Source organism: Streptomyces sp. NPDC127114, from assembly GCF_042677525.1.
GTDB lineage: Bacteria > Actinomycetota > Actinomycetes > Streptomycetales > Streptomycetaceae > Streptomyces.
In genome coordinates this window covers 257,911-280,232 of record NZ_JBHXTJ010000005.1, presented here as the reverse complement: position 1 = coordinate 280,232, position 22,322 = coordinate 257,911, and the positions used below count along the sequence as shown (strand labels likewise).

The window sequence follows — 22,322 nt, the reverse complement described above, 5'->3', positions numbered from 1 at the left end:
ACTGCCACCTCCCCTTCGCTTCGCTCGTGGAGGAGGCCTAAACGTCCGGACACCCCCACCCCCGCTCCGGCCCCGGACCCCTCCCCGCCGTCGTCGGCCTCGGCGCCGCTCCGGCCCCGGACCCCTCCCCGCCGTCGTCGGCCTCGGCGGGGATTCGGTTCCGGGCCCCTCCCGCCGTCGTCGCGTGCGGCGGACACTGGGGTGGGGAAGCCGTACGGCTTACTGAGCGAGCGCTTAGAAAAGAGGTCCGCATCACATCGTCGGGGCGGTGACCCGCGCGGTACGTACGGGTAACTTCCCTTTCTGTCCGCCCACCCAGCACCTCCTGGAGCCGTGATGCCCGAAGCAGTCATCGTCTCGACCGCCCGCTCGCCGATCGGCCGGGCCTTCAAGGGCTCCCTGAAGGACCTGCGTCCCGACGACCTGACCGCCACGATCATCCAGGCCGCCCTCGCCAAGGTGCCCGAGCTGGACCCGCGCGACATCGACGACCTGATGCTCGGCTGCGGTCTGCCCGGCGGCGAGCAGGGCAACAACCTCGGCCGCATCGTGGCCGTGCAGATGGGGATGGACCACCTGCCGGGCTGCACCGTCACCCGGTACTGCTCCTCGTCGCTGCAGACCTCGCGCATGGCGCTGCACGCGATCAAGGCCGGCGAGGGCGACGTCTTCATCTCGGCCGGTGTCGAGATGGTCTCCCGGTTCGTGAAGGGCAACTCCGACTCGCTGCCCGACACGCACAACCCGCTCTTCGCCGAGGCCGAGGCCCGTACCGCCGCCGTCGCCGAGTCCGAGGGCTCGACGTGGCACGACCCGCGCGAGGACGGCCTGGTCCCCGACGCGTACATCGCCATGGGCCAGACGGCCGAGAACCTGGCCCGCTGGAAGGGCGTCACGCGCCAGGACATGGACGAGTTCGGCGTGCGCTCGCAGAACCTCGCCGAGCAGGCCATCAAGAACGGGTTCTGGGAGCGGGAGATCACCCCGGTCACGCTGCCGGACGGCACGGTCGTCTCCAAGGACGACGGCCCGCGCGCGGGTGTGACCATGGAGGGCGTCTCCGGGCTCAAGCCGGTCTTCCGGCCCGACGGGCTCGTCACGGCCGGCAACTGCTGCCCGCTGAACGACGGTGCCGCGGCCGTCGTGATCATGTCCGACACCAAGGCGCGCGAGCTGGGTCTGACCCCGCTGGCCCGGATCGTCTCCACCGGCGTCTCCGGCCTCTCGCCCGAGATCATGGGCCTCGGGCCGGTCGAGGCGTCGAAGCAGGCGCTGCGCCGGGCCGGTCTCACCACGAGCGACATCGACCTTGTCGAGATCAACGAGGCCTTCGCCGCGCAGGTCATCCCGTCCTACCGGGACCTGGGCTTCGACCTCGACAAGGTCAACGTGAACGGTGGCGCCATCGCCGTCGGCCACCCGTTCGGCATGACCGGCGCCCGGATCACCGGCACGCTGATCAACAGCCTGCAGTTCCACGACAAGCAGTTCGGTCTGGAGACCATGTGCGTCGGCGGCGGCCAGGGCATGGCCATGGTCATCGAGCGGCTGAGCTGAGCCGCAGCGGAGGGTAGGGGCCGCCCGAGGAACGAGGGCGGCCCCTACCCGGAGCGGAGGCGAAGCTCAGCGCGACCAGGAGAGAAGAGCGGCTGTCCTGATCCCGTCGGGAGCCCTCGCTAACCGCGCCGCGTCCAAGCCGTGACCGAATCTCCCCCAGGATGTGACATACATCCCGGGGGAGAGTTCTTTTCCCAGGTCACGGGGGTATCGGGACTAAACACCAGGCACAAATACCTGTCCATTTCGTGACGTAATGCACTGACAGGCGGCGCCACCCCACGACACTCTGATGTAGGAAGTCGGGGGATCGACTCGGAATCGGGAGTACGTCAGTGAGCGCACTGTCTCTTGCCCTGCTGGTGACCACCGCCGCTGCCACGGCCGTGGGCGCCGCCGCTCTGCACTCGGCCCACGCTCTCCGTAAGCAGATCACCGCGCTGCGTGGCGAACTCGCCGCGGCCCAGGGCGTGTCCGTCCCCGCGGCCCGGCAGTCGCCCGCCGCCGAGATACGGGCCGCGGTCGCCGAGGCGCTGGCCGAGGAGCGCGAGCGGGAGCTCGCCGAGGCGCGGGCCTTCTGGGCCGCGCAGGAGGCACGCGACGCCGCCGACGCCCCGTCGCTGCTGGGCGGTCCGGTCGCGCCCGCCGAGGAGGGCCCGTACTTCGTCCCGCGTCAGGCCGACTTCGTGGGCCTGGAGGCGATGGCCCTGGAGGCCATGGAGGCGGAGGCCGCCGCGCTCGACGGCCGCGAGACCGCCGCGCAGGACCCGCTGGACGTGTTCGACACCTTCGACGCGCTGGAGGAGTTCCCGGAGCTCACCGGCGCCGGTGAGTACACCGAGGACTCCCCCGAGCTGGCCGCGGCGCGCCGCCGCCACCCCTCGCACCCGGACTTCGTGCCGGTCCGCACGCCCGTGGTCACCGACCACGAGCGCACGGTGGCCCGTCTCGAGGAGCTCGCCGACACCGGCACCGCGCTGACCGACGTCCGCCCCGGCCCGCTGGGCACGCTGGACGTGTACGTCTTCGCCGACGGCACCACGCTCTGTATGACCCCGGGCCACCGGGAGACGGCCGAACGCCTCGCCGAGGCCCTGCGTGCCGGCCACACCCCGGTGCTGCTCGGCGGCTCGGGCGTGTCCGGCGCCTACGCCCTGACCTTCTCGTGCGGCGACGCGGCCGAGGACAACGTGTACATCCTCGCCGACCGCGTCATCGCCAGCCTCTAGGCCGTTTCTTCCGGATCAGGGCCGGATAGGCCGCGGCGTCTGGTGCATGGGGTCTCCCCAGGCCCGCCAGGGCCGAGGGGAAGCATCGCAAGGCGCCGGAGCGTCGCGATAGCGGAGCTATCGGGGCGTTTCGGCAACGCGGCGAGGTGCCGTGCCAGGCGTCGCGGACCCGGCCAAGATCCGGAAGAGACGGCCTAGCCACGGGGGCCGTGGCGGCCCCCCGGAAGCCCGCGGGCGGGTTCACAGGCCCGAGCGGGCCTCCGCCTCCCGTACCAGTCTCACGGCCTCGTCCAGGTCGCCCTCCGGGGCGTCTGCCGGGGCCGTTCGCATGCTTTCGGCCAGATCCGTGGCGGCGACCGCGAGTTGGTCCGCGACCGCGAAGACGCCGGCGTCCGGCATGATCCGCGGCTCCCGGCCGGGGGTCTCCAGGCGCTGCGCCCGGGTGGCCAACTCCCTGGCCAGGGCCAGGCCTTCGGCTGCCGCGCCGCGCTGGAGGCGGCTCTGCGGGGCGGCCCGCAGCCGGTCGGCGAAGCGCTCGGCTGCGGCGGTCAGTTCGGTCGTATCGCGCACTCCGCGACCCTACGCGCCGCCCGGGGACCATTGCCAACGGGCGAACGCTCGGGCACGGTGACGTGAAGGAGCACAGGCACAACGCGTCCGGAGGCGCCGATGTCCCACGCATTCTCCGAAGAGACCCACCGCAACCTGCTCGCCCGTATCCCCCGATGCACCGGTCGTGAGATCTCCGACTGGCTGCGGGCCGTCGAGGAGGGCCCGTCCCTCATCCGCTTCGAGGAGAAGGTCAGCTGGCTGCGCGGCGAGCACGGGCTCGCCTACGGCCACGCGAAGGCGATCATCCACGAGTACGACCTGCGGAGGGCCGCCCGCCGCATGACCTGATCCCGTTCTCCGGGTCACTTCCCGACGTGACGGCCGAGGAAGTCGCGGACCAGTTCCGCGATCTCCTCGCCGTGCGTCTCCAGGGCGAAGTGCCCGGCGTCGAGCAGGTGGATCTCCGCGTCCGGCAGGTCGCGGGCGAAGGCCTCGGCACCGGCCGGGCCGAAGATCTCGTCGCCCCGGCCCCAGGCGGCCAGCAGCGGCGGCCGGTGGGTGCGGAAGTACTCCTGGAAGGCCGGATAGCCGTCCAGGTTGAACTGGTAGTCCCAGAAGAGCTGGAGCTGGATCTCCTGGTTGCCGGGCCGGTCGAGGCCGGCCTGGTCCAGGGACCAGGTCTCCGGGCCGATCCGGTCGAGCCGGTCGGCCGGGACGCCGTGGGTGTACTGCCAGCGGGTGGCCTCGGGGGTCAGCAGCGCGCGTACGCCCTCCTCGTTGGCCTCCCGGTCCTCGGCGTGGGCGAAGAGGACGTCCCAGAAGGGCGTGAAGCCCTCCACATAGGCGTTGCCGCTCTGGGTGACGATCGCGGTGACCCGCTCGGGGTGCCGGGAGGCGATGCGGAGGCCGACGGGTGCGCCGTAGTCCTGGATGTAGAGCGCGAAGCGGTCGAGGCCGAGCTGGTCGAGGAGCTTCAGGGTGATGTCGGTGAGCTTCTCGAAGCTGTAGTCGAAGGCGTCCACGGCGGGCGTGGCGGAGGCGCCGAAGCCGATGTGGTCGGGCGCGACCAGGTGGTACGCGTCGGCGAGCTCGGCCATCAGTCCCCGGTACATGTGCGAGCTGCTCGGGAAGCCGTGCAGCAGCACCAGGGTGGGCCGGGACGGGTCTCCGGCCTCCCGGTAGAAGACCTCCAGGCCGTCGACGGTCGTGGTGCGGGAGCGCAGGGCGAAGCTGGACATGGGACCTCCCCGTTCGATGGAGAACGAGCGTTCTCCCGATGCCTTGTAGAGTAGGAGAACGATGGTTCTCATGCAAGCCCGCTATCCGGAGGAGTGGTCGGTATGGACGCGGAGACCGCGGAGCTGAGGCTCCTGGAGACGGCCGAGGCCCTCTTCGACGAGAAGGGCGTCCAGGCCGTCGGCATGGACGCCATCCGCAGCGCCTCGGGCGTCTCCCTGAAGCGCCTCTACCAGCTGTTCCCGTCCAAGGACCACCTGGTCTGGGCGGTGCTCAAGCGCCGCGACACCGCGGTGCGCGAGGCCATCGCCGCCCATGGCGCCACCCACGCCACCAGCCCGTACCAGCGGGCCCTCGCGGTCTTCGACTACCTCGGCGACTGGTTCGCGGACCCCGGCTTCCGCGGCTGCGCCTTCATCAACACCTTCGGCGAGATGGGCGGCATCTCCCCCGACATCGCGGACATCGCCCGCGGCCACAAGCAGGCCCTGCGGGACTACTTCGCCGAACAGACCGCCGCCCTCAACGCCCCGCCCGCCCTCGCCGACCAGCTGGCCCTGCTCGCCAACGGCGCCATGGCCGTCGCCGGCATCAACGGCACCTCCGAGCCCGCCGCCCACGCCAAGGACGCCGCCCGGGTGCTCCTGGACGCCCACGTGGACTGATCCGGGCCGGACCGCCGGGAAAGGCGGAAGGGCCCGCCCGGCTGCTGCCGGACGGGCCCTTCGCGTGTCACGCGAGGTGTCACACGGTGCGTCAGTCGTCGCCCTGGAGGATCGACAGCAGGCGCAGGAACTCCATGTAGATCCACACGAGGGTCAGCGTGAGGCCGAAGGCCGCCAGCCACGCCTCCTCGCGCGGAGCGCCGTACGTGATGCCGTCCTCGACCTGCTTGAAGTCGAGGGCCAGGAAGCAGGCGCCCAGGATGATGCCGATGACGCCGAACATGATGCCGAGGCCGCCGCTGCGGAAGCCCAGGCCGTCACCGCCGCCGAACACGGCGAACAGCAGGTTGACCGCCATCAGCAGCACGAAGCCGATCGCGGCCGCCATCACGAAGCCGTAGAAGCGGCGGGTGACGCGGATCCAGCGCATCTTGTACGCGATCAGCACGCCGGCGAAGACCGCCATGGTGCCGAGCACGGCCTGCGCGACGACACCGTCGGCGATGTACGTCGAGACGGCCGCCGAGATCACGCCGAGGAAGACGCCCTCGAAGGCCGCGTACGCCAGGATCAGCGCCGGCGAGGCCTTGCGCTTGAAGGACTGGACGAGCGACAGCACCAGGGCCACGAGACCCGCGCCGATGGCGATGCCGTAGGACTTGCCCAGGTTCGCCGGGTCGACCGGCAGCAGCAGCCAGGCCAGGACGGCGGTGACGACGACCGTGCCGAGCGTGATCGCCGTACGGCTGACCACGTCGTCCATCGTCATCACGTTGCCGCGGACCTGCTGCGGCGCGCCGAGCTGGGTGTCCTGCGGCGCGTAGGGGTTGGTCGCGTACGGGTTGGCCTCACCCTGCGCGTAGGGGTTGCCGGTCGCGTACGGGTTGGTTCCGACGGCGGGGCCCCCGGCCTGCGGCTGCTGCGCGTTGAAGCCGGCGTAGCCGTTGTCGCGGCTGAACCCCCGTCGCGAGAAGACCGGGTTGCTGCTCCTCATCTCACTCCTCCATGGCCGCACTGCGCGGCCTTGCGTCAAGAGTAATGCGAGGGCAAAAGAAACCCCCTCGTGCTGGGGGAGGATCTTTATACGATCGTGTCGAGCGGGCGTCGAGGAGTGCCCGGAACCGGATTCGAACCGGTACGGCCTGAGGCCAGCGAGGTTTAAGCTCGCCGTGTCTGCATTCCACCATCCGGGCGTGGCGCGAACCTCCGCGTTGGCACAGGAGCCTATCGGGGCACGTCGCCCGTTCAGCGGAACGCCGGTCCGATGTTGTCTTATTTTATTGACACCTGAGGGTGCGTCAGCGCAGGTGAGGGGCATCGGGCCGAAGCCTGACCGGGGTCGCGGCCGCAAAGACGTCAGGGGTGGATTGACGAAAACTCGCCGCAGGTTCGTACGGACTTCGTCACCTTCGCACCATCAGGCCCCGCGGCCCCCCGGCGGAAGGACCAGGAAGCCCCGGCGGACGGCCGGGTGGCTCCGGACCGCGGCTCCGCCTCGGGGTCGGCCGTCATACCTCAGGAGGACGGCGGGCCCGGGCGTCCGACTCCAGGCTGCCCCGGGAACGGGTACGTGGACGGACGACCCGCGCCGGAACGAACGACACGATGGAGTGGTTCCCGATCAACCGCAGTGACAGGAGTCGCCGTCGTGACCACCACCCCCACCGTGCACCGCGCCACCGCGGTGGCCGCCCACGCCACCGACCTGACGAAGGTCTACGGTCAGGGTGAGACCCAGGTGGTCGCGCTCGACCGCGTCACCGTGGGCTTCGGCCGCGGCGAGTTCACCGCGATCATGGGCCCCTCCGGCTCCGGCAAGTCGACCCTCATGCACTGCGTGGCCGGACTCGACTCCTTCTCCTCCGGCTCCGTCCGGATCGGCGACACCGAGCTCGGCACCCTGAAGGACAAGCAGCTCACCCAGCTGCGCCGGGACAAGATCGGCTTCATCTTCCAGGCGTTCAACCTGCTGCCGACGCTCACCGCGCTCGAGAACATCACGCTGCCGATGGACATCGCGGGCCGCAAGCCCGACAAGCAGTGGGTGCAGCAGGTCATCGACATGATCGGCCTCTCCGGCCGGCTCAGCCACCGCCCCGCCCAGCTCTCCGGCGGCCAGCAGCAGCGCGTGGCCGTGGCCCGCGCGCTGGCCTCCAAGCCGGAGATCATCTTCGGTGACGAGCCGACCGGAAACCTCGACTCGCGCTCCGGCGCCGAGGTCCTCGGCTTCCTGCGCAACTCGGTGCGCGAGCTCGGCCAGACCGTGGTGATGGTGACCCACGACCCGGTCGCCGCCTCCTACGCGGACCGCGTGATCTTCCTGGCGGACGGCCGGATCGTCGACGAGATGCTCCACCCGACGGCGGACGGCGTGCTCGACCGCATGAAGGCCTTCGACGCCAAGGGCCGCACGAGCTGAGGCCCCCGGGGCCCGCCACGGCCCGACCCGCCGGCAGCACCGGCAGGTCCCGGCAGGCCCCGAGCCCGCCTCCCTCCTCCCACGGGGCTCCGCCCCGCCCCGTCGGCCCGCGCCGACCCGCCCTCTTCCTCCAGGACTCCACAGCCATGTTCCGTACCGCCCTGCGCAACGTGCTCGCGCACAAGGCCAGGCTGCTGATGACCGTCCTCGCCGTGATGCTCGGCGTGGCCTTCGTGTCCGGCACCCTCGTCTTCACCGACACCCTCTCCCAGGCCTTCCGCAACCAGTCGGCCAAGAGCTACGACGACATCGCCGTCGCCGTCAGCGCGGCGCCGAACCAGAACGACCCCAACGCCACGCCCGGCCTGTCCGAGCAGACCCGGCAGAAGATCGCCGCACTCGACGGCGTGGCCGACGCCACCGGCCGCGTCAACGGCTTCGCCGGCGTGCCGGACAAGGACGGCAAGCTGATCGGCGCCGGCTGGTCCAACAAGGGCACCAACTTCGCCCCCGGCAAGGACGGCAAGGACTCCGCGTACGCCTTCGTCTCCGGCGCGGGCCCCGTGCAGGACGACGAGATCGCGCTCGACAAGGACACCGCCGACAAGGGCGGCTACCACGTCGGCGACCGGGTCCGGGTGGCCACCAACGGCCCCGTCGAGACCTACACCCTCACCGGCGTCTTCACCACCGAGGACGGCGCCGTGAACGCCGGCGGCAGCCTCGTGCTGTTCGACACCGACGTCGCCCAGAAGCTGTTCCTGCGGCCCGGCCACTTCATGGACATCAACGTCAGCGCCGAGCCGGGCGCCGACGCCGACAAGATCCTCGCGGCCGTGAAGCCGGTCGTCGGCGACAAGGCCGACGCCCAGACCGGCCAGGAGCTCGCCGACCAGCAGGCCAAGGACATCGAGGCGGGCCTCGGCACACTCAACCAGATGCTGCTCGGCTTCGCCGCCATCGCGCTCTTCGTCGGCATCTTCCTGATCTCCAACACCTTCACCATGCTGGTCGCCCAGCGCACCAAGGAGCTCGCGCTGATGCGGGCGGTGGGCGCCTCGCGCAAGCAGATCACCCGCTCCGTGCTCGCGGAGGCCGGTCTGGTCGGCCTGGTCGCCTCGGCCGTCGGCTTCGTGCTCGGCATCGGGCTCGCCGCCGGGCTGCGCTCCGGCATGAACGCCTTCGGCCTGAAGGTCCCCGCCGGCGACCTGGTCATCGGCACGACCCCGCTGGTCTCGGCCCTCGCCGTCGGCGTCCTCGTCACCATGCTGGCCGCGTTCCTGCCGGGCCGCCGGGCCGCGAAGATCCCGCCGGTCGCCGCGATGAGCAGCGTCCACGCGGTCGCCACGACGAAGTCCCTCGTCGTGCGCAACACCATCGGCGCGATCGTCACCGCCCTCGGCCTGGGCGCCATCGCCCTCGGCGCCTCCCAGGGCGGCGAAGAGGGGCGGATGATGATCGCCGGAGGCGCGTTCCTCGCCCTCATCGGGGTGATCGTGCTGATCCCGCTGCTGTCCCGCCCGGTGATCGCGCTGGCCCGGCCGGTCCTGAAGGCCTTCGGCGTGGCCGGCACCCTGGCCGGCCAGAACGCGGTCCGCAACCCGCGCCGCACCGGCGCCACCGCCTCCGCGCTGGCCATCGGCCTCACCCTGGTCACCGGTCTCTCGGTGCTCGGCGCCACGGTCGGCTCGGCCGTGGACCGGATGACGACCGACCAGATCAAGGCCGACTACATGATCACCATGGCGAGCGGCGAGGGCCTCAGCCAGGCCGCGCTGGACGCCGTGAAGAAGACCCCGGGCGCCACGGCGGTCTCGCCGCAGCAGGCCGGCTGGATCCAGGTGAAGGGCGACTTCAAGTCCGTCTCCGGCGTCACCCCGGGCGACGTCGAGAAGGTGCTCAACCTCCACGTCGTGAACGGCTCGCTCGGCACCCTCGCCGAGGGCCAGGTCGCGGTCGACGACAAGACGGCCGAGAAGCGGGGCTGGAAGGTCGGCTCGACCCTGCCGGTCGAGTTCTCCGACAAGAAGAAGGGCGAGCTGAAGGTCGGCGCGGTCTACGAGGCCAGCGAGTTCGTCTCGCCGCTGGTCCTGGACGTGAAGGTCCTCAACGCCCACGACCCCAAGCCGTACATCCCGCAGATCTTCGTCGCGATGGACGGCGGCCCGTCGGCCGCGGCCGAGAAGGCCGTGATGACGTCGCTCGGCGACAACCCGGCCGTGACGGTCATGGACAAGAAGGACATGCGCGACCAGTTCGGCGGCGTCATCAACATGATGCTGAACATCATGTACGGCCTGCTGGCGATGGCGCTGATCATCGCGGTCCTCGGCGTCGTCAACACCCTCGCGATGTCGGTCTTCGAGCGGCAGCAGGAGATCGGCATGCTGCGGGCGATCGGTCTCGACCGGCGCCGGGTGAAGCGGATGGTCCGTCTGGAGGCCGTGGTCATCTCGCTGTTCGGCGCGGTGGTCGGCATCGCCCTCGGCTCCTTCCTGGGCTGGGCGATCGGCGAGACGCTGAAGCACAGCCTGCCGGACTACGCGCTGGTGCTGCCGTGGGGCCGGATCGGGATCTTCCTGCTCCTCGCCGGACTGGTCGGCGTCCTGGCCGCCATGTGGCCGGCGCGCAGCGCGGCGAAGCTGAACATGCTGGCCGCGATCAAGGCCGAGTAGGTCTCCGTAGGGCACGCACGACGCGTCCGACAGGTACGGCGCGTACGGCGCGAAGGGCTGGGTTCCCGTGGGAGCCCGGCCCTTCGGCGTTCCTCCGCGTCAGCTGCCCGCGCAGTACGACATCAGGTACTGGTGGTTGGCCTTGTACAGGTCGAAGAGCGCCGCGTCGTCGATCTTCAGGAGCGTCTCGTCGTTGGCCCGCAGCGCCGGGTAGGTGTAGTTGTGGCTGCCGGTCCACACCAGCTTCCGGCCGGCCACGCCGTCGTACGTGCCCTCGACCAGCAGGTACTTGGAGTGCAGGCCCGCCTTGGCTACGCCGGTGCCCCGGTCCTCGTAGCACTGGACCCGCTGGGTGAGCTTGCCGGAGATCACCGACTCGACGCCCGCGCTCATCGAGCCCGGAGCGCCGTCGTGGGCGAGGATCACCGAGCAGCCGGCGTTCTTCAGGGCGACGAGCCTGCTCGCGACCTCGTCGCGGGTGAAGAGGTTGGCGGCCATGCGGATCTGGGTGCCGCCGGCACAGCTGACGTTGTCGAGGATCAGCTTCACGGTGTCGGTGCTCGCGTCGGAGTCGTACGAGCCGCCGGCGGCCTCCTGGCGCGGGAAGAAGTACGCCTTGTACGGGCCGGTGGGGCTGGTCGGGGTCTTGTAGTAGTGGCTCAGGCCGCCGGTCGAGGAGCCGTGGTGCAGCAGGTCGGCGAAGTAGCTCTGGTAGATGCCGTAGAGGCCGCTGTCGACGATGGTGACGGCGTTGTTGAAGAGGTCGGTGCGCTGGACGCCGGTCATGTTGGCGGAGGTCTGGACGACGACGTCGTCCGCGCCGCCGGTGCTGGAGAACAGCCAGAACTTGTTGTGGTTGATGGCGCCGTCGGTGTCGCCGGGCAGCTGCCGGGAGCCGATGCAGCCGCGGCCGGCCGGGCAGGCGAAGACCCAGGAGCCCTGGGTGCGGTCGGTGCCGAGACGGGTCACGAGCCGGTCGTACTCGCCGCCGGCCATGGTGGCGGAGGTGTGGTCGACGATCACCCGGACGTTCACGCCGCGGGTCTTCGCGGCGCCGAGGGCGTCGGTGACGCTGTCGTCGGTGAAGGTGTAGAGCCCGGCGGTGATGGTGGAGCCCGCCGGGGCCCGGCCGATGAGGTCGGTGATGTGGTCCCGGACCCGGTTCTGGGCGGTGGCGTCGCCCGACGGGTCGTTGAAGGTGGCGGTGGTGGTGACCGGGGCCTCGGCGGCGCCCGCGGGTGAAGGGACGGCGAGCAGGCCGACGGCGGCGGCCACCGCGAGCAGGAGACGGCCGGGACGACTGGGGCGGCTGGGACGGCGCAAGAGTTCCCCCTCGGAACGAGCAGAACGGCATATGCATGACAATCCGGACCCGAAGGAGCGGGGTGCCGGTGCACACCGACACCCCGCCTACCCGGAACGTCAAGTTCCGAACGTATCAACGCCCTTGGGAATCAGCCTTCCCGGGACTCCTCAGTCCTCCCGGGACTCCTCAGTCCTCCCGCGGCTCGGTCCACTCCCGCGACCGCAACGGCAGCCCGCTCGCGCCCGACTCCGGCGTCCGCACCGCGAGGAACTGGTTGACGCCGATCCGGTTGCGCTCGAAGGACACCGCCGAGGCCGCCATGTACAGCCGCCAGATCCGCGCCCGGCCCGGCGAGGTCAGCCGGACCGCCTTCTCCCACTCCCGCTCCAGGTTCGCCACCCAGCGGCGCAGCGTCAGCGCGTAGTGCTCGCGGATCGCCTCCACGTCGCGCACCTCGAAGCCGGCCTCCTCAAGGGTCGTCAGGGTGCGTCCCATGGGAGCGAGTTCGCCGTCCGGGAACACGTACGCGTCGATGAAGGCGTCCACCTGGTACGCCTCCTCGTCGGGCTCCGGGCGCCGGGCGATCTGGTGGTTGAGCAGCCTTCCGCCCGGCTTGAGGAGCCGGTACAGCACGTCCGCGTACTCCCGGTAGCGCTCCGCGCCCACGTGCTCGGCCATGCCGATCGAGGAGATCGCGTCGAACGGGCCGTCGTCGACGTCCCGGTAGTCCTGGACCCGGATCTCGATCCGGTCGGTCAGGCCCTCGTCCGCGATCCGCTTGCGGGCGAACGCCGCCTGCTCGCGCGACAGCGTGATGCCGACGACCCGCGCCCCGTACTCCCGGGCCGCGTGGATCGCCATCGAGCCCCAGCCGCAGCCCACGTCGAGCAGCCGGTCGCCCTCCTTCAGGTGCAGCTTGCGGGCGATCAGGTCCAGCTTGTCGCGCTGGGCCTCCTCCAGGGTCCCGCCGTCGGTCCAGTACGCACACGAGTAGACCATCGAGGGGCCGAGCACCAGCTCGTAGAAGTCGTTGCCCACGTCGTAGTGGTGACTGATCGCCTGCTTGTCCCGGCGCCTGGTGTGCCGCGCGCCGCTGCGGCCGCGCATCTCCTCCACCGGCGGCTTCGGAGGCGGGAAGGGACCCGCCAGCCTGAGCAGGGCCTTGGCCGCCGCGCGCACCTTCGGGTCGCGCACGGTCTCCAGGGCGCCGCGCGACTCCTCGCCGCGCTCCCAGATGAACCCGGCGAGCCGGTCCAGGACCTCGTAGAGATCGCCCTCGACGTCGATCTCGCCCGCCACCCAGGCGCGCGCGAGGCCCAGCTCGCCCGGCTTCCACAGCAGTCGGCGCAGGGCGCGGCGCTCGCGCACGATCAGTACGGGGCCGTCGGCTGGGCCGGCTTCGCTGCCGTCCCAGGCCCGCAGTCGCACCGGGAGCTTCGCTCCCAGGACGTCCTCGGCCAGGGCGGTCAGCCGCGACGCGGCGTCGGCCATGGTGCAACACCTCCGTGATCTCGTGCCCCAGAAATGCGTGTCACCAGGAGAACACCGTCCGTGGCCGAAGCCATGCCAGCGCGTGGGTAAACGCTGGGAAAAACACGCGAAGGGCCGTCCGCACCACGGATGGCGGACGGCCCTTTTACGGCCTTGCGTGTACTGCTCGTACTGCTGGTACTGCTGGGTGCTGCTCGTACTACGAGGTGTCGCTCGTACTGCGAGGTGTGCGGTCCTGCGGGTGTTACGAGGCCTTGGCCTTCTCCTGCGCCGGGGCGGCCGGCGCCGGGGCGGGCTTGGCCGCCTCGTAGAACTCCTCGCGCGGCGACTCGATGGCACCGAGGGAGACGACCTCGCGCTTGAGGAACATGCCGAGGGTCCAGTCGGCGAAGACGCGGATCTTGCGGTTGAAGGTCGGCATCGCCATGCCGTGGTAGCCACGGTGCATGTACCAGGCGAGACGGCCCTTGAGCTTGATCTTCATCTTGCCCATGACGATCATCGCGACGCCCTTGTGCAGACCGAGGCCGGCCACAGCGCCCTTGTTGGCGTGGCTGTACTCCTTCTGCGGGAAGCCGCGCATGCCGGCCACCACGTTGTCGCCGAGGACCTTGGCCTGACGCAGGGCGTGCTGGGCGTTCGGCGGGCACCAGGCGCGCTCGCGCGGGACGCCGGCCTTGATCGCGGCCATGTCCGGGACCTGGGCGTTGTCGCCCGCGGCCCAGACGTAGTCCATGCCGTTGACCTGGAGCTTCTCGTTGCAGTCCACGTGGCCGCGGGGGCCGAGCGGCAGACCGAAGCGGGCGAGCGCCGGGTTCGGCTTCACACCGGCGGTCCAGACGATCGTGCTGGAGTCGACCTCGAGGCCGTTCTTCAGGACGACGTGGCCGTCGACGCAGGAGTCCATGGAGGTCTCGAGGTAGATCTCGATGCCGCGGGACTCCAGGTGCTCCTTGCCGTACTGGCCGAGCTTGGGGCCGACCTCGGGAAGGATCTTGTCGGCCGCGTCGACCAGGATGAAGCGCATGTCCTCGCGCGACACGTTCTGGTAGTACTTCGCGGCGTCGCGGGCCATGTCCTCGACCTCGCCGATCGTCTCGGCGCCGGCGAAGCCGCCGCCCACGAAGACGAAGGTCAGCGCCTTGCGGCGGACCTCCTCGTCGGTGGTCGAGTCGGCCTTGTCGAGCTGCTCGAGGACGTGGTTGCGCAGGCCGATGGCCTCCTCGATGCCCTTCATGCCGATGCCCTGCTCGGCGAGGCCGGGGATCGGGAAGGTGCGGGAGACGGCACCCATCGCGATGACCAGGTAGTCGAACGGCAGCTCGTACGCCTCGCCGACGAGCGGCGCGATCGTGGCGACCTTGCGGTCCTGGTCGATGGTGGTGACCCGGCCGGTGAGCACCTCGGCTCCGCGCACGACGCGTCGCAGCGGGACGACGACGTGGCGCGGCGAGATGCTGCCGGCGGCGGCTTCGGGGAGGAAGGGCTGGTAGGTCATGTACGACCGCGGGTCGACGACCGTGACGGTCGCCTCCGCGTAGCGCATCTTCTTGAGGATGCGCCGAGCTGCGTACAGGCCTACGTACCCGCCGCCTACTACGAGGATCCTGGGACGCTCCGTGGTGCTCATGCATCCGAGTATCCACCCCTCCAAGGGGGGTCGCTCGTGCGCCCCTTCACAAGGATGCGAGGGACCTCTGCTACACTCCGCGGCCCACGTGACCCAGGTCATGGTCCAGCAAAGGAACCACCGGGCGGGGGAGAGCGTTGTTCACCCCTTGTGAACTGGCCTGGAGAGCCTTCCTTAACGCTGAACCGCAGGGCGCGTTCACACGATGGAAACATCGAGCGAATGGGCCTCCACACCTGCGAAAGGGCCCTGAGGAGCCCCTCGGAGGGACCAACGACCCTCCGCGGGCGCCATCAGGGCCCTTTCTCTTGTGAAGAACTTCACGAACCTTTTCGACGCGCCCCCGTCCGCCGCCGTTCACAGGGGCTCATAGGCGCCCGCTATGCGACGGATAGGGCGATCCCATCGAGGATGTCGTGCTCGCTGACCACGACCTCGGCAGCGCCGGTGCGCTCCATGATCTCGGCCAGGACCAGGGCTCCGGCGATGATCACGTCGACCCGGCCGGGGTGGATCACCGGGATCGCGGCGCGCTCGTCGTGCGTGGACGCGAGCAGCCGGGACACCACCTCGTCGACCTTCGCACGGGAGATCCGCGCGTGGTGGATCCTCGTGGAGTCGTACTCGTCCAGACCCAGCGCGATCGCGGCGACCGTGGTGACCGAGCCGGCCAGACCCACCAGGGTCTCGGCCTCGGCGATCGGCACGGTCTCGGCGGCCAGGTCCATCGCCGCCCGGACGTCGGCGCGGATCGCGGCGATCTCCTCGGCGGTCGGCGGGTCGTGCCGGACGTGCCGCTCGGTGAGCCGTACGCAGCCGATGTCGACGGAGCGGGCGGCCTCGACGTGCTTGTTGCCGACCACGAACTCGGTCGAGCCGCCGCCGATGTCCACGACCAGACGGCGGTCGTCGCCGTGCAGCTCGCCGGTGGCGCCGGTGAAGGAGAACTCGGCCTCCTGGTCGCCGGTGATGACCTCGGGCTCGACGCCCAGGATCCCGACGACCCCGTTGACGAAGTCGTCGCGGTTCTCGGCGTCGCGGGAGGCGGAGGTGGCGACGAAGCGCAGCCGGTGCGCCCCCAGCTCCTCGATGACCTCCGCGTACGCGCGGCAGGCGGCGAAGGTCCGCTCCAGGGCCTCCGGCGCGAGCCGGCCGGTCCTGTCCACACCCTGGCCGAGCCGCACGATCGTCATCCGCCGGTCGAGCTCGACGAGTTCGCCGGTCTCCGGGTGCACGTCGGCGACGAGGAGGCGGATGGAGTTCGTACCGCAGTCGATTCCGGCGACCCGGGTCACTTCTGCTCCTCGTCCTCGTCCGCGCACGGCGTCACGCAGGGGCCCTTCGCCCACCACTCCGGCAGCATCGCCAGCGCCTCGTCGCCGAACGGGTTCACGCCCGGGCCCGCGGCCAGCGAGTGGCCGACGAGCACGTGCAGGCACTTGACCCGGTCGGGCATGCCGCCGGCGCTCGGGAAGCCCTCCAGGACCTCGATGGCGTCGCGGCGCGCGATGTAGTCCTCGTGCGCGGCCCGGTAGGCCGCGGCGAGCTCCGGGTCGGTGGCGAGCCGGGCCTGCATCTCCTTCATGACCCCGTTGGCCTCCAGCGTGCCGATCGCGGAGGCGGCGCGCGGGCAGGTCAGGTAGTACGTGGTCGGGAACGGCGTGCCGTCGGGGAGCCGGGGCGCGGTCTCGACGACGTCCGGGTTGCCGCACGGGCAGCGGTGCGCGATGGCGCGCAGGCCACGCGGCGGCCGGCCGAGCTGCGCCTCGAACGCGGCGACGTCCGCGGCGGTGGGCTCGGTGCGTTCGGTCTGCGGAGGGGGCGTTTCCATGTCTGCCTTGCTGAGGAAGTGGAGGGGTCAAGGACGGTCGGCGCGGTCCACGCCGTCCCACAGGTTGTCGTACCACGGCCGGTCCGACGCGCCCTGCTCGGTGCGGGGCCGCTGCTCGGCCTCGGGGTCGTTCACGGTGAAGCCGGTCTCGCCGGGCATCACGTAGTGCAGGTGCTCGCGGGCGAGCCGGCGGACGTAGGCGGGGTCCTGGAGGCGGGCCTTCTCGTCCCGCAGCTCCTCGACCCGCTTCGCCGCCTCGGCGGCCTTGCGCTCCTGCTCGGCGATCTCGCCCTGCTGGGAGACGTACTGCCGCATGGGGTAGGCGAGGGCCACCACGAGCGAGCAGACGACGAGCGCGAGGAAGGCCGCGCGGCCGGTGAGCCGGGAACGGCGGGCCTGGCGGCGGGTCTGGGAGCGGTAGACACGGGCGGCGGTCTGCTCGCCGAGCAGCCTGATCCGGGTCGCGGTCGAGAACCGGTCCCGGTCCTTCACGGCCATGTCCAGTGCCTCCCCTGATCACACGTGCGTCCCCGCACACGGTACGGGACCGAGTGCGGGGACGCTTCGCTTCGCTACGCCTTTGCTACCTGTTTGATTCTTCGGATGCAAAGCCCGTAGCTACGTCGTCAGGGCAGGTCAGCCCTTGAAGCGCGGGAAGGCGGAGCGACCCGCGTACACCGCGGCGTCGTCGAGGATCTCCTCGATGCGCAGCAGCTGGTTGTACTTGGCGACGCGCTCGGAGCGGGCCGGGGCGCCGGTCTTGATCTGGCCGCAGTTGGTGGCGACGGCCAGGTCGGCGATGGTGACGTCCTCGGTCTCGCCGGAGCGGTGGGACATCATGCACTTGAAGCCGTTGCGCTGGGCGAGCTCGACGGCGTCCAGGGTCTCGGTCAGCGAGCCGATCTGGTTGACCTTGACCAGGAGGGCGTTGGCGGAGCCCTCCTCGATGCCGCGGGCGAGGCGCTCCGGGTTGGTGACGAAGAGGTCGTCGCCGACGAGCTGGACCTTGGAGCCGAGCTTCTCGGTGATGGTCTTCCAGCCGGCCCAGTCGTCCTCGAACAGCGGGTCCTCGATGGAGACCAGCGGGTACGCGGAGACGAGCTCCTCGTAGTACTCGGTCATCTCGGCGGCCGAGCGGGACTTGCCCTCGAACTCGTACGAGCCGTCCTTGTAGAACTCGGAGGCGGCGACGTCGAGCGCGAGCGCGATGTCCTTGCCGGGCACGTAGCCGGCCTGCTTGATGGCCTCGAGGATGAGGTCGAGGGCCTCGCGGTTGGAGCCCAGGTTCGGGGCGAAGCCGCCCTCGTCGCCGAGGCCGGTGGACAGGCCCTTGGTCTTCAGGACGGACTTGAGGGTGTGGTAGACCTCGGTGCCCCAGCGCAGGGCCTCGGAGAAGGACTCCGCGCCGATCGGCGCGATCATGAACTCCTGGATGTCCACGTTGGAGTCGGCGTGCGAGCCGCCGTTCAGGATGTTCATCATCGGAACGGGCAGCAGGTGCGCGTTCGGGCCGCCGAGGTAGCGGAACAGCGGCAGGTCGGAGGCCTCGGAGGCGGCGTGCGCGACGGCGAGGGAGACGCCGAGGATGGCGTTGGCGCCGAGCGAGGACTTGTCCGGGGTGGCGTCCAGGTCGAACATCGCCTGGTCGATCAGGCGCTGCTCGGTGGCGTCGTAGCCGACGAGCTCCGGGCCGATCTGCTCGATGACGGCGAGAACGGCCTTCTCCACGCCCTTGCCCTGGTAACGGTTGGGGTCACCGTCGCGGAGCTCGAGGGCCTCGAACGCACCGGTGGAGGCACCGGACGGGACGGCAGCACGGCCGGTGCTGCCGTCGTCGAGGCCGACCTCGACCTCGACCGTGGGGTTGCCTCGGGAGTCCAGGATTTCCCGGGCTACGACGACGTCGATGGACGGCACGAGCATCTCCTTCTGGGATGTGACGCTGGTTGTGACGCATGCGGCAAGGACTCGTACGCCTTGCGACACGAGCCTAACCGGCTCGGGGGCTCCGGCCAGCCGGGCGCCCGCCCCCTGGGACGAAAAAGGACCCAAGGGCATGCATCTGTGGGCGAAAGACCTCTTACCTACTCACGAGTAGGGTGCGGGGCAGAGGAAACCCCGGCCCGGAGCGCACGGGGGAAGGGCACTCCGGACCGGGGTGGTCACTCACCGCGGGAGGGTCGGCAGGCTCACTTGAGGTGGAGCTGCTGGCCCGGGTAGATCAGGTCGGCGTCCTCGACGACGTCCTTGTTCAGCTCGAAGAGCCTGGCCCAGCCGCCCTTGACGCCGTGCGCCTGGGCGATCTTGCTGAGGGTGTCGCCGGCGACGACCTTGTACTCGCCGTCACCCTTCTTGACCTTCTTGCCGGTCGGCGTGGTGACGGTCTTCTTGGCGTCGGCCTTCCTCGGAGCGGTCTGCTTGGGGGCGGACTGCTTCGGGGCCTGGCGCTGCTCGCTGCGGGTCGTCGGCTGCTCGGTGGAGCGCTGCGGAGCGGTGGTGGTGCTCTCGGCGGAACCGCCGGTGTACGTGGCGCCGGAGAGGCCCACGCCACAGCTCGGCCAGGCACCCTTGCCCTGGCCCGCGAGGACCTTCTCGGCGATGGCGATCTGCTGCGACTTGGAGGCCTGGTCGGCGGTGGAGGCGTAGGCGGTGCCGCCGTACGCGGCCCAGGTGGAGGCCGAGAACTGCAGGCCGCCGTAGTAGCCGTTGCCGGTGTTGATGGACCAGTTGCCGCCGGACTCGCACTGGGCGACGGCGTCCCACTCGGAGGCCGTGGCGGCCGAGGCGGTGCCGGCGGCCATCAGCGGGGCCGCGACGGCGACGCCGGCGGCACCGGCGAGCGCGATGGCGCGGGTGGCCTTGGAGGAACGGCGGTGTTTGCCCTTGCCGGAAAGCAGCATGGAAGTTCTCCTCACCGACGCCTGCGAGGTGAGCTGTCGGGTTCGGGCGAGTGAGTTGCCCGGCCGCGTGTCCTAGCACGCGGCTTCACCCCAAGCCGGTCGTCGGCCGTCTGTCTCAACGGCCGGGGCCGGCACTTACCTTGGGTCCCCCGCTCCTGCCTTCGGCGCTTGCGCGACGACTGTTCCCTCCGTCCGGCGGCAGGATTCGGCGTACCGGTCGGCGGGGCCCGCGGTGGCGAGCGGTCACGACCGTAGACACACACCCGGGAGAAGTTCAAAGGGCATCAACCCGGGAAAATCGCCCCTACTTGCACCCCGTCAGGAGGTGTTTACGCAGGTGAGGGGCGACGCCGGCAAACTTTGCGGTCGCGACACGCCAGTTCGAGAAGAGAGACCCATGTCTCACTTACGCAGAACGGACATTAAGCCGCGAACTACCCCTTGCCCACGAGCTCGTCGAGCTCCAACTCAAGGCTCTGACCAGGAATGATGAGGTCGGGGTCGGATCCGACCGTCTGCTTGTTGGCGTCGTAGAGGGCGGCCCAGCCGCCGTCGAGGCCGTTCTCCTGCGCAATGCCCGACAGGCTGTCACCCGGCTTGACGGTGTATTCGTCCGCCTTGTCCGTCTTGTCGGCATCTACCGAACCCTCGGCGCTCTCACCGGCCTTGTCGGCCGCGGTCGGATCCGGGGCCGCGTGACGTCCGGATTCAGGCGTGGTGTCCGTCATGCCCGGTTCTTCTGTCGCGGCGTCACCCCGGTGCTTGCCGGTGCCGGGAGCGGTGGTCGCGTCCGGCGTTCCCGAGGTACCCGGCGTAACCGACGGGTCGGACGTTCCCGGCGTTACGGGCGTACCGGGCGTCGCGGGAGTCGCGGGCGTGGTGCCGGTCGAGGGAGTGCCGGACGCCGGGCTCGTCGGGGTGGCGGGCGTCGCCGGAGCGGTGGTCGAGGCCGAGGGCTCCGGAGTGGTCCCGGCGGAGCCGGCGGGCAGGCCGTCGGTGCGGTTCGACTCGGGGCGGGGGCCCGTGGACTCCTCGACGGGCGTGCCGGGACCCGGGTCGACGCCGGGCGCCTTGCCGTCGTTGGTCAGTCCGGCGATCGGGGCGCAGGTGGCCCACTGGTTGTCGCCGGCCGCGAGCGCCTTGTCCGCGACGGCGATCTGCTGGGCGCGGCTCGCGAGGTCCGCGCTCGGCGCGTAGGCGAGGCCGCCGTGGCGCTCCCAGCTCTCCTGGGTGAACTGGAGCCCGCCGTAGAGCCCGTTGCCGAAGTTGGCGCTCCAGGCCCCGCCCGACTCGCACTCGGCGACGCGGTCCCACGTGGCGGCGTCGGCGGCGGATGCGGAACCCGTGGCGAGCAGCGGCAACGCCAGGGCCGAGCCGGTCACACCCGCGGCGACGACGATGGCGGGGGCCTGGCGGGGTCTGCGGTGTCGTCCGTTTCCGGAGCGCATGCGGAATGCCCTTTCGCGTGACAGCTGAGACTGCGGGTGAAAGTAGCGGCATTCGAACGTGAGTCACAAGCTGATGCAGCGCAGATCACGTAAACATCACAGTATTGACGAGATGTCAGTCAGCGGGCGGGGGAGAATTCGACCGGAAGCGTGCGAAGTCCGCGCATGATGAGCCCGCCGCGCCAGCGCAGTTCCGCCGGATCGGCGCCAAGTCGCAGATCGGGCAGGCGGGTCAGGAGCGTCGCGAGCGCGGTCTGCCCCTCCAGGCGCGCCAACGGCGCTCCCAGGCAGTAGTGGATGCCGTGCCCGTACCCGAGGTGCTGGTTGTCCCGCCGCGCGAGGTCCAGGGTGTCCGGCCCGTCGAACCGCGCCGGATCCCGGTCCGCCGCGGCGAGCACCACGAGCACCGGATCGCCGGCCGGGATCTCCTGCCCGCCGACGGTCAGCGCCTCGGTCGCGAAGCGCCAGGTCGCGAGCTCCACCGGCCCGTCGTACCGCAGCAGCTCCTCGACGCCGGTCTCCAGGAGCCCGGTCTCCCCGGCCGCCAGCGAGTCCTGGAGCCGGGCCCGCTCCCCGGGGTTGCGCAGCAGCGCGTACACCCCGTTGCCGATGAGGTTGACGGTGGTCTCGAACCCGGCGAAGAGGAGGATGAACGCCATGGCGGCGGCCTCGTTCTCGGTGAGGTGCTCGCCGTGGTCGGAGGCGCGGATCAGCCCGGAGATCAGGTCGTCGCCGGGCTCTTCCCGCTTCTTGTGGATGAGCTCGGCGAGATAGCCCCGCATCTTCTTCACCGAGCGCGCCACGCCGCCGCGCGGCCCGCCGCCGTGCCGGATCATCATCCCGGCCCAGTCCCGGAAGTCGTCCTGGTCCTCGCGCGGCACGCCGAGCAGGTCGCAGATCGCGTAGATGGGCAGCGGGAAGGCGAACTCGTGGATGAGGTCCGCGCTCCCCCGCGCGGCGAAGCCGTCGATGAGGTGGTCCGTCAGCTCCTGCACGCGCGGCGCGAACTCCGCCACCCGGCGCGGCGTGAAGGCCTTCGAGACCAGCCGCCGCAGCCGGGTGTGGTCCGGCGGGTCGATGTTGAGCAGATGCGTCATCAGCTCGGCCTTGCGCTCGCCGGGAATGCCCGTCTTGCCCTTGGCGTGCGCGGGCTCGTCGTGATGCGCCGGGTTCTTCGAGAGCCGCTGGTCGGCCAGCGCCTGCCGGGCGTCCCCGTACCGCGTCACCAGCCACGCCTCGACCCCGCTGGGCAGGGTGGCCTTGTGCACGGGCGCGTGCTCGCGCAGCCAGGCGTAGGCCGGGTACGGGTCGGTGGCGAACTCCCAGGTGAAGAGCTCGGGGGCGGGCGGTACGGAGGGGGTGCCGGGGGTGCTGCTCACCTTC

19 protein-coding genes, 1 tRNA gene and 1 riboswitch are annotated in these 22,322 nt (G+C 70.7%); of the genes, 6 read left to right on the top strand and 14 right to left on the bottom strand.

Going from position 1 to position 22,322, the window contains the following annotated elements:
• Positions 1 to 336: 336 nt before the first annotated feature.
• Positions 337 to 1,557, top strand: coding sequence for an acetyl-CoA C-acetyltransferase (locus ACFVGS_RS08150; RefSeq protein WP_384423238.1), 1,221 nt, complete (start codon positions 337 to 339; stop codon positions 1,555 to 1,557).
• Positions 1,558 to 1,892: 335 nt separating this feature from the next.
• A complete protein-coding gene (locus ACFVGS_RS08145; protein WP_384423237.1) occupies positions 1,893 to 2,786 on the top strand; it encodes a hypothetical protein in 894 nt (297 codons plus the stop codon).
• A 240-nt stretch (positions 2,787 to 3,026) separates the two neighbouring features.
• Here ACFVGS_RS08145 and ACFVGS_RS08140 read toward each other — a convergent pair whose 3' ends face one another.
• Positions 3,027 to 3,356, bottom strand: coding sequence for a hypothetical protein (locus ACFVGS_RS08140; protein WP_384421311.1), 330 nt, complete (start codon positions 3,354 to 3,356; stop codon positions 3,027 to 3,029).
• A 99-nt stretch (positions 3,357 to 3,455) separates the two neighbouring features.
• Here ACFVGS_RS08140 and ACFVGS_RS08135 point away from each other — a divergent pair, with 99 nt between their 5' ends.
• A complete protein-coding gene (locus ACFVGS_RS08135) occupies positions 3,456 to 3,686 on the top strand; it encodes a DUF4287 domain-containing protein (RefSeq protein ID WP_384421309.1) in 231 nt (76 codons plus the stop codon).
• Between the two features lie 14 nt (positions 3,687 to 3,700).
• Here the strand turns inward: ACFVGS_RS08135 and ACFVGS_RS08130 are convergent, their stop codons facing one another.
• Positions 3,701 to 4,576, bottom strand: a complete 876-nt coding sequence (locus ACFVGS_RS08130) for an alpha/beta fold hydrolase (protein WP_384421307.1) — start codon at positions 4,574 to 4,576, stop codon at positions 3,701 to 3,703.
• Positions 4,577 to 4,678: 102 nt separating this feature from the next.
• Between ACFVGS_RS08130 and ACFVGS_RS08125 the strand changes: the two genes are divergently transcribed.
• Entirely contained in the window at positions 4,679 to 5,239 is a 561-nt protein-coding gene (locus tag ACFVGS_RS08125; RefSeq protein ID WP_384421305.1) for a TetR/AcrR family transcriptional regulator, read from the top strand.
• Positions 5,240 to 5,330: 91 nt separating this feature from the next.
• Here ACFVGS_RS08125 and ACFVGS_RS08120 read toward each other — a convergent pair whose 3' ends face one another.
• Together ACFVGS_RS08120 and ACFVGS_RS08115 are read right to left on the bottom strand one after the other, a co-directional pair.
• Positions 5,331 to 6,233, bottom strand: a complete 903-nt coding sequence (locus ACFVGS_RS08120; RefSeq protein ID WP_384421304.1) for a Bax inhibitor-1/YccA family protein — start codon at positions 6,231 to 6,233, stop codon at positions 5,331 to 5,333.
• Between the two features lie 118 nt (positions 6,234 to 6,351).
• Positions 6,352 to 6,432: transfer RNA gene (locus ACFVGS_RS08115), tRNA-Leu, on the bottom strand.
• 455 nt (positions 6,433 to 6,887) lie between these two features.
• Here ACFVGS_RS08115 and ACFVGS_RS08110 point away from each other — a divergent pair.
• Both ACFVGS_RS08110 and ACFVGS_RS08105 read left to right on the top strand, forming a co-directional pair.
• Positions 6,888 to 7,658, top strand: coding sequence for an ABC transporter ATP-binding protein (locus ACFVGS_RS08110; protein WP_384421302.1), 771 nt, complete (start codon positions 6,888 to 6,890; stop codon positions 7,656 to 7,658).
• Positions 7,659 to 7,804: 146 nt separating this feature from the next.
• Positions 7,805 to 10,333: an ABC transporter permease gene (locus ACFVGS_RS08105; protein ID WP_385691501.1), complete on the top strand. Its 2,529-nt coding sequence runs from the start codon at positions 7,805 to 7,807 to the stop codon at positions 10,331 to 10,333.
• Between the two features lie 99 nt (positions 10,334 to 10,432).
• Here the strand turns inward: ACFVGS_RS08105 and ACFVGS_RS08100 are convergent, their stop codons facing one another.
• From ACFVGS_RS08100 to ACFVGS_RS08055, 10 genes are all read right to left on the bottom strand, one after another.
• Entirely contained in the window at positions 10,433 to 11,656 is a 1,224-nt protein-coding gene (locus tag ACFVGS_RS08100) for a phospholipase D-like domain-containing protein (RefSeq protein ID WP_385691498.1), read from the bottom strand.
• A 169-nt stretch (positions 11,657 to 11,825) separates the two neighbouring features.
• The gene (locus ACFVGS_RS08095; RefSeq protein WP_385691496.1) at positions 11,826 to 13,130 is read right to left on the bottom strand and encodes a class I SAM-dependent methyltransferase; all 1,305 of its coding nucleotides are present in this window, start codon (positions 13,128 to 13,130) and stop codon (positions 11,826 to 11,828) included.
• 244 nt (positions 13,131 to 13,374) lie between these two features.
• Positions 13,375 to 14,760 (bottom strand): NAD(P)/FAD-dependent oxidoreductase, encoded by a 1,386-nt coding sequence (locus ACFVGS_RS08090; RefSeq protein ID WP_384421294.1) that lies wholly within the window; start codon positions 14,758 to 14,760, stop codon positions 13,375 to 13,377.
• A gap of 380 nt (positions 14,761 to 15,140) precedes the next feature.
• Positions 15,141 to 16,055: an exopolyphosphatase gene (locus ACFVGS_RS08085; protein ID WP_384421292.1), complete on the bottom strand. Its 915-nt coding sequence runs from the start codon at positions 16,053 to 16,055 to the stop codon at positions 15,141 to 15,143.
• Positions 16,052 to 16,591 carry a DUF501 domain-containing protein gene (locus ACFVGS_RS08080; protein ID WP_384421290.1) on the bottom strand — a complete coding sequence of 180 codons (540 nt, stop codon included), beginning with the start codon at positions 16,589 to 16,591 and terminating at the stop codon, positions 16,052 to 16,054. The genes ACFVGS_RS08085 and ACFVGS_RS08080 overlap by 4 nt, the downstream gene beginning before the upstream one ends.
• 27 nt (positions 16,592 to 16,618) lie before the next feature.
• Entirely contained in the window at positions 16,619 to 17,089 is a 471-nt protein-coding gene (locus tag ACFVGS_RS08075) for a septum formation initiator family protein (RefSeq protein WP_384421288.1), read from the bottom strand.
• A gap of 138 nt (positions 17,090 to 17,227) precedes the next feature.
• Complete coding sequence (gene eno, locus ACFVGS_RS08070; RefSeq protein ID WP_384421286.1) at positions 17,228 to 18,514, bottom strand: phosphopyruvate hydratase; 1,287 nt, start codon at positions 18,512 to 18,514, stop codon at positions 17,228 to 17,230.
• Positions 18,515 to 18,780: 266 nt separating this feature from the next.
• Positions 18,781 to 19,491: a transglycosylase family protein gene (locus tag ACFVGS_RS08065; protein ID WP_385691493.1), complete on the bottom strand. Its 711-nt coding sequence runs from the start codon at positions 19,489 to 19,491 to the stop codon at positions 18,781 to 18,783.
• 3 nt (positions 19,492 to 19,494) lie between these two features.
• Positions 19,495 to 19,668: riboswitch (cyclic di-AMP (ydaO/yuaA leader) on the bottom strand.
• 257 nt (positions 19,669 to 19,925) lie between these two features.
• Complete coding sequence (locus ACFVGS_RS08060) at positions 19,926 to 20,939, bottom strand: transglycosylase family protein (protein WP_385691490.1); 1,014 nt, start codon at positions 20,937 to 20,939, stop codon at positions 19,926 to 19,928.
• A gap of 119 nt (positions 20,940 to 21,058) precedes the next feature.
• Positions 21,059 to 22,318: a cytochrome P450 gene (locus ACFVGS_RS08055; protein WP_384421280.1), complete on the bottom strand. Its 1,260-nt coding sequence runs from the start codon at positions 22,316 to 22,318 to the stop codon at positions 21,059 to 21,061.
• Positions 22,319 to 22,322 lie beyond the last annotated feature (4 nt).

Excerpts from the sequence above, each read along its gene's own strand:
- ACFVGS_RS08150 (WP_384423238.1), top strand. The coding sequence starts at position 337 with ATGCCCGAAGCAGTCATCGTCTCGACCGCCCGCTCGCCGATCGGCCGG.
- ACFVGS_RS08135 (WP_384421309.1), top strand. The coding sequence starts at position 3,456 with ATGTCCCACGCATTCTCCGAAGAGACCCACCGCAACCTGCTCGCCCGT.
- ACFVGS_RS08130 (WP_384421307.1), bottom strand. The coding sequence starts at position 4,576 with ATGTCCAGCTTCGCCCTGCGCTCCCGCACCACGACCGTCGACGGCCTG.
- ACFVGS_RS08125 (WP_384421305.1), top strand. The coding sequence starts at position 4,679 with ATGGACGCGGAGACCGCGGAGCTGAGGCTCCTGGAGACGGCCGAGGCC.
- ACFVGS_RS08120 (WP_384421304.1), bottom strand. The coding sequence starts at position 6,233 with ATGAGGAGCAGCAACCCGGTCTTCTCGCGACGGGGGTTCAGCCGCGAC.
- ACFVGS_RS08105 (WP_385691501.1), top strand. The coding sequence starts at position 7,805 with ATGTTCCGTACCGCCCTGCGCAACGTGCTCGCGCACAAGGCCAGGCTG.
- ACFVGS_RS08095 (WP_385691496.1), bottom strand. The coding sequence starts at position 13,130 with ATGGCCGACGCCGCGTCGCGGCTGACCGCCCTGGCCGAGGACGTCCTG.
- ACFVGS_RS08090 (WP_384421294.1), bottom strand. The coding sequence starts at position 14,760 with ATGAGCACCACGGAGCGTCCCAGGATCCTCGTAGTAGGCGGCGGGTAC.
- ACFVGS_RS08080 (WP_384421290.1), bottom strand. The coding sequence starts at position 16,591 with ATGGAAACGCCCCCTCCGCAGACCGAACGCACCGAGCCCACCGCCGCG.
- ACFVGS_RS08075 (WP_384421288.1), bottom strand. The coding sequence starts at position 17,089 with ATGGCCGTGAAGGACCGGGACCGGTTCTCGACCGCGACCCGGATCAGG.
- eno (WP_384421286.1), bottom strand. The coding sequence starts at position 18,514 with ATGCTCGTGCCGTCCATCGACGTCGTCGTAGCCCGGGAAATCCTGGAC.
- ACFVGS_RS08065 (WP_385691493.1), bottom strand. The coding sequence starts at position 19,491 with ATGCTGCTTTCCGGCAAGGGCAAACACCGCCGTTCCTCCAAGGCCACC.
- ACFVGS_RS08060 (WP_385691490.1), bottom strand. The coding sequence starts at position 20,939 with ATGCGCTCCGGAAACGGACGACACCGCAGACCCCGCCAGGCCCCCGCC.